Here is a 12595-nt window from a genome sequence, read left to right as displayed (position 1 = left end):
AATGAAGGCGTTTGATCTCCACCGTATAGCATTCGATAAAGTGCCTTTTGATTTCCTTGGCGAAGTTGCACTACGTAGTCTTTATACCTTTGTACTGGTCTTTTTGTTCCTCAAAATGACCGGAAGACGCGGTGTGCGGCAGATGTCGCTGTTTGAAGTGTTAATCATTCTGACACTGGGTTCAGCGGCGGGAGATGTGGCGTTTTATGATGATGTGCCGATGGTCCCGGTACTTATCGTCTTTATTACTCTGGCGTTGTTATACCGCCTGGTAATGTGGTTGATGGCGCACAGTGAAAAACTGGAAGATCTTCTGGAAGGCAAGCCGGTTGTCATTATTGAAGATGGCGAGCTGGCCTGGTCGAAACTCAATAACTCCAACATGACGGAATTTGAGTTCTTTATGGAGCTACGATTGCGCGGTGTAGAGCAGTTGGGGCAGGTACGTCTGGCGATTCTCGAAACCAACGGGCAAATCAGTGTTTATTTCTTTGAAGATGACAAGGTGAAACCGGGATTACTTATTTTACCCAGTGACTGTACTCAGCGTTACAAAGTGGTGCCGGAGTCGGCGGACTATGCCTGCATCCGTTGCAGTGAAATCATTCATATGAACGCGGGGGAAAAACAATTATGTCCGCGCTGTGCAAATCCAGAATGGACGAAGGCAAGTCGAGCTAAACGGGTGACCTGACAGCAAAAACATCGGCTTTTTGCTAATAATCCGAGAGATTCTTTTGTGTGATGCAAGCCACATTTTTGCCCTCAACGGTTTTACTCATTGCGATGTGTGTCACTGAATGATAAAACCGATAGCCACTGGAATAATGTATTACCTGTGGTCGCAATCGATTGACCGCGGGTTAATAGCAACGCAACGTGGTGAGGGGAAATGGCTCAAATCTTCAATTTTAGTTCTGGTCCGGCAATGCTACCGGCAGAGGTGCTTGAACAGGCTCAACAGGAACTGCGCGACTGGAACGGTCTTGGTACGTCGGTGATGGAAGTGAGTCACCGTGGCAAAGAGTTCATTCAGGTTGCAGAGGAAGCCGAGAAGGATTTTCGCGATCTTCTTAACGTCCCCTCCAACTACAAGGTATTGTTCTGCCATGGCGGTGGTCGCGGTCAATTTGCTGCTGTACCGCTGAATATTCTTGGTGATAAAACCACTGCAGATTATGTTGATGCGGGTTACTGGGCAGCAAGTGCTATCAAAGAAGCGAAAAAATACTGCACACCAAATGTGTTTGATGCGAAAGTGACCGTTGATGGTCTTCGCGCAGTTAAGCCAATGAGTGAATGGCAACTCTCTGATAATGCTGCTTATATGCATTACTGCCCGAACGAAACCATTGACGGTATCGCTATCGATGAAACACCAGACTTCGGTAAAGACGTGGTGGTCGCCGCTGACTTCTCTTCAACCATTCTTTCCCGTCCGATTGATGTCAGCCGTTATGGTGTAATTTACGCTGGCGCGCAGAAAAATATCGGCCCGGCTGGCCTGACAATCGTCATCGTTCGTGAAGATTTGCTGGGCAAAGCGAATATCGCCTGCCCATCGATTCTGGATTACTCCATCCTCAACGATAACGATTCCATGTTCAACACGCCGCCGACATTTGCCTGGTACTTATCTGGCCTGGTCTTCAAATGGCTGAAAGCGAACGGCGGTGTGGCTGCAATGGATAAGATCAATCAGCAAAAAGCAGAACTGCTGTATGGGGTGATTGATAACAGCGATTTCTACCGCAATGATGTGGCGAAAGCTAACCGTTCGCGGATGAACGTGCCGTTCCAGTTGGCGGATAGCGCGCTTGATAAATTGTTCCTCGAAGAGTCTTTCGCTGCGGGCTTACATGCGCTGAAAGGTCACCGAGTGGTCGGCGGAATGCGTGCGTCTATTTATAACGCCATGCCGCTGGAAGGTGTTAAAGCACTGACAGACTTCATGGTTGAGTTCGAACGTCGTCACGGCTAATGTCGAAATTTTGCATAATCCCCACAGCCAGCCTGTGGGGTTTTTATTTCTGTTGTAGAGAGTTGAGTTCATGGAATCCCTAACGTTACAACCCATCGCTCGTGTCGATGGCACTATTAATCTGCCCGGTTCCAAGAGCGTTTCTAACCGCGCTTTATTGCTGGCGGCATTAGCACACGGCAAAACAGTATTAACCAATCTGCTGGATAGCGATGACGTGCGCCATATGCTGAATGCATTAACAGCGTTAGGGGTAAGCTATACGCTTTCAGCCGATCGTACGCGTTGCGAAATTATCGGTAACGGTGGTCCATTACACGCAGAAAGTGCCCGGGAGTTGTTCCTCGGTAACGCCGGAACGGCAATGCGTCCGCTGGCGGCAGCACTTTGCCTGGGTAGCAATGATATTGTACTGACCGGTGAACCGCGAATGAAAGAACGCCCGATTGGTCATCTGGTGGATGCGCTGCGCCAGGGCGGGGCGAAGATCACTTACCTGGAACAAGAAAATTATCCGCCATTGCGTTTACAGGGCGGCTTTACTGGCGGCAACGTTGATGTTGATGGCTCCGTTTCCAGCCAGTTCCTCACCGCACTGTTAATGACTGCGCCTCTTGCGCCGGAAGATACGGTGATTCGTATTAAAGGCGATCTGGTTTCTAAACCTTATATCGATATCACCCTCAATCTGATGAAGACGTTTGGTGTTGAAATTGAAAATCAGCACTATCAACAATTTGTCGTAAAAGGGGGGCAGTCTTACCAGTCTCCGGGCACTTATTTGGTTGAAGGCGATGCATCTTCGGCTTCTTATTTCCTGGCAGCAGCAGCAATCAGAGGCGGCACTGTAAAAGTGACCGGCATTGGACGCAACAGTATGCAGGGTGATATTCGCTTTGCTGATGTTCTGGAAAAAATGGGCGCGACCATTTGCTGGGGCGATGATTATATTTCCTGCACGCGTGGTGAACTGAACGCCATTGATATGGATATGAACCATATTCCCGATGCGGCGATGACCATTGCCACCGCGGCGTTATTTGCAAAAGGCACCACCACGCTGCGCAATATCTATAACTGGCGTGTTAAAGAGACCGATCGCCTGTTTGCGATGGCAACAGAACTGCGTAAAGTCGGTGCGGAAGTCGAAGAGGGGCATGATTTCATTCGTATTACGCCACCGGAAAAACTGAAATTTGCTGAGATCGCCACTTATAATGATCACCGGATGGCGATGTGTTTCTCGCTGGTCGCATTATCAGATACGCCTGTGACGATTCTTGATCCAAAATGTACCGCTAAAACTTTTCCAGACTATTTCGAGCAATTGGCGCGGATAAGTCAACCCGGCTGAATGAATAACGGGCGATAACATAGACAATCCTTTCTTTTCAAAGACGTCGGCACATTGCCGGCGTTTTTTTTCGGACCTTGTGGGGTATTTTTATTAATGGTAGCGTTAATTATCAATGTAACTTGTTGATACATAATGTTTATATATAATTAATCAACGGATGATTCACATGAAGAATACTAAATTATTGCTGGCGATTGCGACCTCTGCAGCCTTACTGACAGGATGTCAGAATACGCACGGTATTAATACCGATTTGGCTATCAGCTCAGGTCTGAATGCTTATAAAGCCGCAACATTAAGCGATGCTGATGCTAAAGCAATCGCCAATCAGGGCTGTGTCGAAATGGACAGCGGCAATAAAGTGGCAAGCAAATCCAGCAAGTACGGGAAACGTCTGGCAAAAATCGCCAAAGCATTGGGTAACAATATTAATGGCACGCCAGTCAACTATAAGGTTTATATGACCAGCGACGTCAACGCATGGGCGATGGCGAACGGTTGTGTTCGTGTCTACAGTGGCCTGATGGACATGATGAACGACAACGAAATTGAAGGCGTTCTGGGCCATGAACTGGGCCACGTCGCGTTGGGTCACTCGCTGGCTGAAATGAAAGCTTCTTATGCGATCGTGGCCGCACGCGATGCCATTTCAGCTACCAGCGGTGTGGCTTCCCAGCTTTCCCGTTCACAATTAGGTGATATCGCAGAAGGCGCTATCAATGCTAAATACTCCCGTGATAAAGAATCCGAAGCAGATGATTTCTCTTTTGATCTGTTGAAGAAACGTGGCATCAGTACCCAGGGGCTGGTTGGTAGCTTTGAAAAACTGGCCAGCCTGGATGGCGGTCGCACTCAGTCCATGTTTGATTCTCACCCACCATCAACAGAGCGTGCGCAACACATCCGTGATCGTATCGCCTCTGGTAAGTAAATCATTGTCATCTTTCGGGCTGGTCTTCTGCCAGCCCGCTATAATTGCGCAATAAATCCCCATCTGAATACAGACAAAACTGGTTTTTGCACACAACGTTAACGATTTGTGGCGTCGGCGCGTATAATGCGCGCGGTTATGTTAACGGTACGCCTGTTTTAAGGAGATAAAGATGACGGCAATTGCCCCGGTTATTACCATTGATGGCCCAAGCGGTGCAGGGAAAGGCACCTTGTGTAAGGCTATGGCGGAAGCGTTGCAATGGCATCTGCTGGATTCGGGTGCAATTTATCGCGTACTGGCACTAGCGGCATTACATCACCATGTTGATGTTGCATCGGAAGATGCGCTGGTGCCGCTGGCATCCCATCTGGATGTACGTTTTGTGTCAACCAACGGTAATCTGGAAGTGATCCTCGAAGGGGAAGATGTCAGCGGCGAAATTCGTACTCAGGAAGTGGCGAATGCTGCTTCACAAGTCGCGGCATTCCCACGCGTTCGTGAAGCATTATTGCGTCGCCAACGCGCGTTTCGCGAATTACCAGGCCTGATTGCCGATGGCCGCGACATGGGAACGGTGGTATTCCCTGATGCGCCAGTGAAAATTTTCCTTGACGCCTCCTCGGAAGAACGTGCGCATCGCCGCATGCTACAGTTGCAGGAGAAGGGCTTTAGTGTTAACTTTGAGCGCCTTTTGGCCGAGATCAAAGAACGCGACGACCGCGATCGTAACCGAGCGGTAGCGCCACTGGTTCCGGCAGCCGATGCTTTAGTGTTGGATTCCACCACCTTAAGCATTGAGCAAGTGATTGAAAAAGCGCTACAATACGCGCGCCAGAAATTGGCTCTCGCATAAGCGACCGAATTTGCAGTACCCCCGTTGCAATGGAATGACAGCGGGTATGTTAAACAACCCCATCCGGCATGGAGCCAGGTGGACGTTAAATATAAACCTGAAGATTAAACATGACTGAATCTTTTGCTCAACTCTTTGAAGAGTCCTTAAAAGAAATCGAAACCCGCCCGGGTTCTATCGTTCGTGGCGTTGTTGTTGCTATCGACAAAGACGTAGTACTGGTTGACGCTGGTCTGAAATCTGAGTCCGCCATCCCGGCTGAGCAGTTCAAAAACGCCCAGGGCGAGCTGGAAATCCAGGTAGGTGACGAAGTTGACGTTGCTCTGGACGCAGTAGAAGACGGCTTCGGTGAAACTCTGCTGTCCCGTGAGAAAGCTAAACGTCACGAAGCCTGGATCACGCTGGAAAAAGCTTACGAAGATGCTGAAACTGTTACCGGTGTTATCAACGGCAAAGTTAAGGGCGGCTTCACTGTTGAGCTGAACGGTATTCGTGCGTTCCTGCCAGGTTCTCTGGTAGACGTTCGTCCGGTGCGTGACACTCTGCACCTGGAAGGCAAAGAGCTTGAATTCAAAGTAATCAAGCTGGATCAGAAGCGCAACAACGTTGTTGTTTCTCGTCGTGCCGTTATCGAATCCGAAAACAGCGCAGAGCGCGATCAGCTGCTGGAAAACCTGCAGGAAGGCATGGAAGTTAAAGGTATCGTTAAGAACCTCACTGACTACGGTGCATTCGTTGATCTGGGCGGCGTTGACGGCCTGCTGCACATCACTGACATGGCCTGGAAACGCGTTAAGCATCCGAGCGAAATCGTCAACGTGGGCGACGAAATCACTGTTAAAGTGCTGAAGTTCGACCGCGAACGTACCCGTGTATCCCTGGGCCTGAAACAGCTGGGCGAAGATCCGTGGGTAGCTATCGCTAAACGTTATCCGGAAGGTACCAAACTGACTGGTCGCGTGACCAACCTGACCGACTACGGCTGCTTCGTTGAAATCGAAGAAGGCGTTGAAGGCCTGGTACACGTTTCCGAAATGGATTGGACCAACAAAAACATCCACCCGTCCAAAGTTGTTAACGTTGGCGATGTAGTGGAAGTTATGGTTCTGGATATCGACGAAGAACGTCGTCGTATCTCCCTGGGTCTGAAACAGTGCAAAGCTAACCCGTGGCAGCAGTTCGCGGAAACCCACAACAAGGGCGACCGTGTTGAAGGTAAAATCAAGTCTATCACTGACTTCGGTATCTTCATCGGCCTGGACGGCGGCATCGACGGCCTGGTTCACCTGTCTGACATCTCCTGGAACGTTGCAGGCGAAGAAGCAGTTCGTGAATACAAAAAAGGCGACGAAATCGCTGCAGTTGTTCTGCAGGTTGACGCAGAACGTGAACGTATCTCCCTGGGCGTTAAACAGCTCGCAGAAGATCCGTTCAACAACTGGGTTGCTCTGAACAAGAAAGGCGCTATCGTAACCGGTAAAGTAACTGCAGTTGACGCTAAAGGCGCAACCGTAGAACTGGCTGACGGCGTTGAAGGTTACCTGCGTGCTTCTGAAGCATCCCGTGACCGCGTTGAAGACGCTACCCTGGTTCTGAGCGTTGGCGACGAAGTTGAAGCTAAATTCACCGGCGTTGATCGTAAAAACCGCGCAATCAGCCTGTCTGTTCGTGCGAAAGACGAAGCTGACGAGAAAGATGCAATCGCAACTGTTAACAAACAGGAAGATGCAAACTTCTCCAACAACGCAATGGCTGAAGCTTTCAAAGCAGCTAAAGGCGAGTAATTCTCTGACTCTTCGGGATTTTTATTCCGAAGTTTGTTGAGTTTACTTGACAGATTGCAGGTTTCGTCCTGTAATCAAGCACTAAGGGCGGCTACGGCCGCCCTTAATCAATGCAGCAACAGCAGCCGCTTAATTTGCCTTTAAGGAACCGGAGGAATCATGACCAAGTCAGAATTGATAGAAAGACTTGCCACCCAGCAATCGCACATTCCCGCCAAGACGGTTGAAGATGCAGTAAAAGAGATGCTGGAGCATATGGCCTCGACTCTTGCGCAGGGCGAGCGTATTGAAATCCGCGGTTTCGGCAGTTTCTCTTTGCACTACCGCGCACCACGTACCGGACGTAATCCGAAGACTGGCGATAAAGTAGAACTGGAAGGAAAATACGTTCCTCACTTTAAACCAGGTAAAGAACTGCGCGATCGCGCCAATATTTACGGTTAAGTTTTTACTCAAACTTGAACGCGAGAAAAGCACCTGTCGGGTGCTTTTTTCATTTCTCTAATCTGGAACTGGAAGCTGCCTCGCAGAGTTTTGAGCAGTTTTCACCCTATCGTTAAATTCTTCTGAACGTGCCTCGGGGAACGCAAAACTCCCACCAGACAACCGTTCAACAAAGTTGCACACTTTCTATAAACAGGGAGGGTGCATGAAAATAACGACAGTCGGCGTATGCATAATTTGCGGAATTTTTCCGTTGCTGATTTTGCCCCAATTGCCTGGGACAGTAACCCTTGCGTTTCTGACTCTCTTCGCCTGTGTACTGGCATTTATCCCTGTTAAAACCGTCCGTTATATCGCGCTGACGTTGCTGTTTTTCGTTTGGGGCATATTAGCAGCAAAGCAAATTTTGTGGGCAGGAGAAACCTTAACTGGCGCGACGCAGGATGCAATTGTTGAGATCATTGCTACTGACGGCATGACCACTCATTACGGTCAAATTACTCATCTACAAGGTCGACGTATATTCCCTGCGCCAGGCCTCGTACTGTATGGCGAATATCTTCCGCAAGCGGTTTGTGCCGGACAAGTATGGTCAATGAAACTCAAAGTTCGTGCAGTTCATGGTCAACTTAATGATGGCGGCTTTGATAGCCAGCGTTATGCCATTGCCCAGCATCAACCGCTCACCGGCCGTTTTCTGCAGGCAAGTGTCATTGAACCGAATTGTAGCCTGCGTGCACAGTATCTGGCGTCACTACAAACAACGCTGCAACCCTATATGTGGAACGCGGTTATTCTTGGATTAGGTATAGGGGAACGGTTATCCGTCCCCAAAGAAATCAAAAATATCATGCGTGATACTGGAACGGCGCATTTAATGGCGATATCAGGATTGCACATCGCTTTTGCGGCGTTGCTGGCTGCAGGACTCATTCGCGGTGGGCAAGTTTTTCTGCCTGGGTGCTGGATCCACTGGCAAATGCCATTAATTGGTGGAATCTGCTGTGCTGCTTTTTATGCCTGGCTTACGGGAATGCAACCTCCTGCATTGCGTACCGTGGTGGCGCTTGCCATTTGGGGAATGCTTAAGTTAAGTGGACGACAATGGAGTGGCTGGGATGTATGGATATGTTGTCTGGCGGCAATTTTGCTGATGGATCCTGTTGCCATTCTCTCGCAAAGTTTATGGCTATCTGCCGCTGCGGTCGCGGCACTGATTTTTTGGTATCAGTGGTTTCCCTGTCCGGAGTGGCAGCTGCCGCCGGTATTGCGCGCGGTTGTTTCCCTCATCCATCTGCAACTGGGAATCACCCTCCTGCTTATGCCCGTGCAAATTGTCATATTTCATGGCATTAGTCTGACCTCGTTTATTGCAAATCTTTTTGCAATTCCCCTGGTGACATTTATCACGGTTCCGTTGATTCTCGCCGCGATGGTTGTGCATTTAAGCGGGCCGTTTATTCTGGAACAAGGGTTATGGTTTCTTGCCGACCGGTCTTTGGCTTTACTTTTCTGGGGGTTAAAGAGTTTGCCGGAAGGGTGGATCAACATTGCTGAACGTTGGCAATGGCTAACATTTTCCCCATGGTTCTTACTGGTGGTATGGCGATTAAACGCCTGGCGAACGTTGCCAGCAATGTGTGTGGCTGTAGGCTTGCTGATGTGCTTGCCGCTGTGGCAAAAACCTCGACCTGACGAGTGGCAAGTGTACATGCTTGATGTCGGGCAAGGGCTGGCAATGGTCATTGCGCGAAACGGCAAAGCGATTCTCTATGACACGGGACTGGCCTGGCCCGAAGGGGATAGTGGGCAACAACTGATTATCCCCTGGCTCCACTGGCATAATCTTGAACCGGAAGGCGTTATTTTGAGTCATGAACATCTGGATCACCGGGGAGGGCTGGACTCAATATTGCACACATGGCCGATGTTATGGATCCGAAGTCCGTTAAACTGGGAACATCATCAGCCCTGTGTGCGTGGCGAAGCGTGGCAATGGCAAGGATTGCGTTTCAGCGCGCACTGGCCTTTACAAGGTAGCAACGATAAAGGAAATAACCATTCCTGTGTGGTTAAGATTGATGACGGGACGAATAGCATTCTTCTAACCGGTGATATTGAAGCCCCCGCTGAACAAAAGATGCTAAGCCGTTACTGGCAGCAAATGCAGGCAACATTACTTCAGGTACCTCACCATGGCAGTAATACCTCATCATCGTTGCCATTAATTCAGCGAGTGAATGGAAAAGTGGCACTCGCATCGGCATCGCGCTATAACGCATGGCGACTGCCCTCAAGCAAAGTTAAACATCGCTATCAACAACAGGGCTATAAGTGGCTTGATACTCCACATCAGGGTCAAATAACGGTCAATTTTTCAGCGCAAGGCTGGCGGATTAGCAGCCTCAGAGAGCAAATTTTACCTCGTTGGTATCATCAGTGGTTTGGCGTGCCAGTGGATAACGGGTAGAATATGCGGCTATTTCAACAAATGCTGGTTTTTTGAATGCATAACGACAAAGATCTCTCTACGTGGCAGACGTTCCGCCGACTGTGGCCAACCATTGCGCCTTTTAAAGCGGGTCTGATCGTGGCGGGCGTAGCGTTAATCCTCAACGCAGCCAGCGATACCTTCATGTTATCGCTCCTTAAGCCACTTCTTGATGATGGCTTTGGTAAAACAGATCGCTCCGTGCTGATGTGGATGCCGCTGGTGGTGATCGGGCTGATGATTTTACGTGGTATCACCAGCTATATCTCCAGCTACTGTATCTCCTGGGTATCAGGAAAGGTGGTAATGACTATGCGTCGCCGCCTGTTTGGTCACATGATGGGAATGCCGGTTTCATTCTTTGACAAACAGTCAACGGGTACGCTGTTGTCACGTATCACCTACGATTCCGAACAGGTCGCTTCTTCTTCTTCCGGCGCACTGATTACTGTTGTGCGTGAAGGTGCGTCGATCATCGGCCTGTTCATCATGATGTTCTATTACAGTTGGCAACTGTCGATCATTTTGATTGTGCTGGCACCGATTGTTTCGATTGCGATTCGCGTTGTATCGAAGCGTTTTCGCAACATCAGTAAAAACATGCAGAACACCATGGGGCAGGTGACCACCAGCGCCGAACAAATGCTGAAAGGCCATAAAGAAGTATTGATTTTCGGTGGTCAGGAAGTGGAAACGAAACGCTTCGATAAAGTCAGCAACCGAATGCGTCTTCAGGGGATGAAAATGGTTTCAGCCTCTTCCATCTCTGATCCGATCATTCAGCTGATCGCCTCTTTGGCGCTGGCGTTTGTTCTGTATGCGGCAAGCTTCCCAAGTGTCATGGATAGCCTGACTGCCGGTACGATTACCGTTGTTTTCTCTTCAATGATTGCACTTATGCGTCCGCTGAAATCGCTGACCAACGTTAACGCCCAGTTCCAGCGCGGTATGGCGGCTTGTCAGACGCTGTTTACCATTCTGGACAGTGAGCAGGAGAAAGACGAAGGTAAGCGCGTGATCGAGCGTGCGACTGGCGACGTGGAGTTTCGCAATGTCACCTTTACTTATCCGGGACGTGATGTGCCCGCATTGCGTAACATCAACCTGAAAATTCCGGCAGGGAAGACGGTTGCTCTGGTTGGACGATCTGGTTCAGGTAAATCAACCATCGCCAGCCTAATCACACGTTTTTACGATATTGATGAAGGCGAAATCCTGATGGATGGTCACGATCTGCGCGAGTATACCCTGGCGTCGTTACGTAACCAGGTTGCTCTGGTGTCGCAGAATGTCCATCTGTTTAACGATACGGTTGCCAACAACATTGCTTACGCAAGGACTGAACAGTACAGCCGTGAGCAAATTGAAGAAGCTGCGCGTATGGCCTACGCCATGGACTTCATCAATAAGATGGATAACGGTCTCGATACAGTCATTGGTGAAAACGGCGTGTTGCTCTCTGGCGGTCAGCGTCAGCGTATTGCTATCGCTCGAGCCTTGTTGCGTGATAGCCCGATACTGATTCTGGACGAAGCTACCTCGGCGTTGGATACCGAATCCGAACGTGCGATTCAGGCGGCACTGGATGAGTTGCAGAAAAACCGTACCTCTCTGGTGATTGCCCACCGCTTGTCTACCATTGAAAAGGCAGACGAAATCGTGGTTGTCGAGGATGGTGTCATTGTGGAACGCGGTACGCATAACGATTTGCTTGAGCACCGTGGCGTTTACGCGCAACTTCACAAAATGCAGTTTGGCCAATGATCGAAAAAATCTGGTCTGGTGAATCCCCTTTATGGCGGCTATTGCTGCCACTCTCCTGGTTGTATGGCCTGGTGAGTGGCGCGATCCGTCTTTGCTATAAACTAAAACTGAAGCGCGCCTGGCGTGCCCCCGTACCGGTTGTCGTGGTTGGTAATCTCACCGCAGGCGGCAACGGAAAAACCCCGGTCGTTGTCTGGCTGGTGGAACAGCTGCAACAGCGCGGTATTCGCGTGGGGGTTGTATCGCGGGGATATGGTGGTAAGGCTGAATCTTATCCGCTGTTATTGTCGGCAGATACCACCACAGCACAGGCGGGTGATGAACCTGTGTTGATTTATCAACGCACTGGCGCACCTGTTGCGGTTTCTCCCGTGCGTTCTGACGCGGTAAAAGCCATTCTGGCGCAACACCCTGATGTGCAGATCATCGTAACCGACGATGGTTTACAGCATTATCGTCTGGCGCGTGATGTGGAAATTGTCGTTATTGATGGTGTGCGTCGCTTTGGCAATGGCTGGTGGTTGCCGGCGGGGCCAATGCGTGAGCGAGCGGGGCGCTTAAAGTCGGTTGATGCGGTAATCGTCAACGGCGGTGTCCCCCGCAGCGGTGAAATCCCCATGCATCTGCTGCCGGGTCAGGCGGTGAATTTACGTACCGGTACGCGTTGTGACGTTGCTCAGCTTGAACATGTGGTGGCGATTGCGGGGATTGGGCATCCGCCGCGCTTTTTTGCCACGCTGAAGATGTGCGGCGTACAACCGGAAAAATGTGTACCGCTGGCCGATCATCAGTCTTTGAATCATGCGGATGTCAGCGCGTTGGTAAGCGCCGGACAAACGCTGGTAATGACTGAAAAAGATGCGGTGAAATGCCGGGCCTTTGCAGAAGAAAATTGGTGGTATTTGCCTGTAGACGCACAGCTTTCAGGTGATGAACCAGCGAAACTGCTTGCGCAACTAACCTCGCTGGCTTCTGGCCACTAGTTAC

10 protein-coding genes are annotated in these 12595 nt (G+C 49.9%); all 10 read left to right on the top strand.

The window, feature by feature from the left end:
• Nucleotide 1 precedes the first annotated feature (1 nt).
• The 10 genes from ycaP (at nt 2) to lpxK (ending at nt 12591) form a co-directional block, all read left to right on the top strand.
• Nucleotides 2–694 carry a DUF421 domain-containing protein gene (gene ycaP / locus EAS44_RS16335; protein WP_000642837.1) on the top strand — a complete coding sequence of 231 codons (693 nt, stop codon included), beginning with the start codon at nt 2–4 and terminating at the stop codon, nt 692–694.
• Between the two features lie 198 nt (nt 695–892).
• Nucleotides 893–1981, top strand: coding sequence for a 3-phosphoserine/phosphohydroxythreonine transaminase (serC, locus tag EAS44_RS16330; RefSeq protein WP_000057124.1), 1089 nt, complete (start codon nt 893–895; stop codon nt 1979–1981).
• 70 nt (nt 1982–2051) lie between these two features.
• On the top strand, nt 2052–3335 hold the full coding sequence (gene aroA, locus EAS44_RS16325) for a 3-phosphoshikimate 1-carboxyvinyltransferase (protein WP_000445244.1): 1284 nt from the start codon (nt 2052–2054) through the stop codon (nt 3333–3335).
• 169 nt (nt 3336–3504) lie between these two features.
• Entirely contained in the window at nt 3505–4269 is a 765-nt protein-coding gene (gene ycaL, locus EAS44_RS16320) for a metallopeptidase YcaL (RefSeq protein ID WP_001313710.1), read from the top strand.
• 172 nt (nt 4270–4441) lie between these two features.
• Nucleotides 4442–5125 (top strand): (d)CMP kinase, encoded by a 684-nt coding sequence (cmk, locus tag EAS44_RS16315; RefSeq protein ID WP_000125016.1) that lies wholly within the window; start codon nt 4442–4444, stop codon nt 5123–5125.
• A 110-nt stretch (nt 5126–5235) separates the two neighbouring features.
• On the top strand, nt 5236–6909 hold the full coding sequence (gene rpsA / locus EAS44_RS16310; protein WP_000140327.1) for a 30S ribosomal protein S1: 1674 nt from the start codon (nt 5236–5238) through the stop codon (nt 6907–6909).
• 159 nt (nt 6910–7068) lie between these two features.
• Nucleotides 7069–7353: an integration host factor subunit beta gene (ihfB, locus tag EAS44_RS16305; RefSeq protein WP_000167336.1), complete on the top strand. Its 285-nt coding sequence runs from the start codon at nt 7069–7071 to the stop codon at nt 7351–7353.
• Nucleotides 7354–7558: 205 nt separating this feature from the next.
• Nucleotides 7559–9823: a ComEC family protein gene (gene ycaI, locus EAS44_RS16300; protein WP_000705727.1), complete on the top strand. Its 2265-nt coding sequence runs from the start codon at nt 7559–7561 to the stop codon at nt 9821–9823.
• 36 nt (nt 9824–9859) lie between these two features.
• Nucleotides 9860–11608 (top strand): lipid A ABC transporter ATP-binding protein/permease MsbA, encoded by a 1749-nt coding sequence (gene msbA, locus EAS44_RS16295; RefSeq protein WP_000551259.1) that lies wholly within the window; start codon nt 9860–9862, stop codon nt 11606–11608.
• Nucleotides 11605–12591: a tetraacyldisaccharide 4'-kinase gene (gene lpxK / locus EAS44_RS16290; protein ID WP_000570549.1), complete on the top strand. Its 987-nt coding sequence runs from the start codon at nt 11605–11607 to the stop codon at nt 12589–12591. The genes msbA and lpxK overlap by 4 nt, the downstream gene beginning before the upstream one ends.
• The last annotated feature ends 4 nt before the right edge of the window (nt 12592–12595 follow it).

This window comes from Escherichia coli DSM 30083 = JCM 1649 = ATCC 11775 (assembly GCF_003697165.2).
GTDB classification, from domain to species: Bacteria; Pseudomonadota; Gammaproteobacteria; order Enterobacterales; family Enterobacteriaceae; genus Escherichia; species Escherichia coli.
Note: the sequence above shows the minus strand (reverse complement) of the source record. Positions and strands in the feature narration are given on the sequence as shown.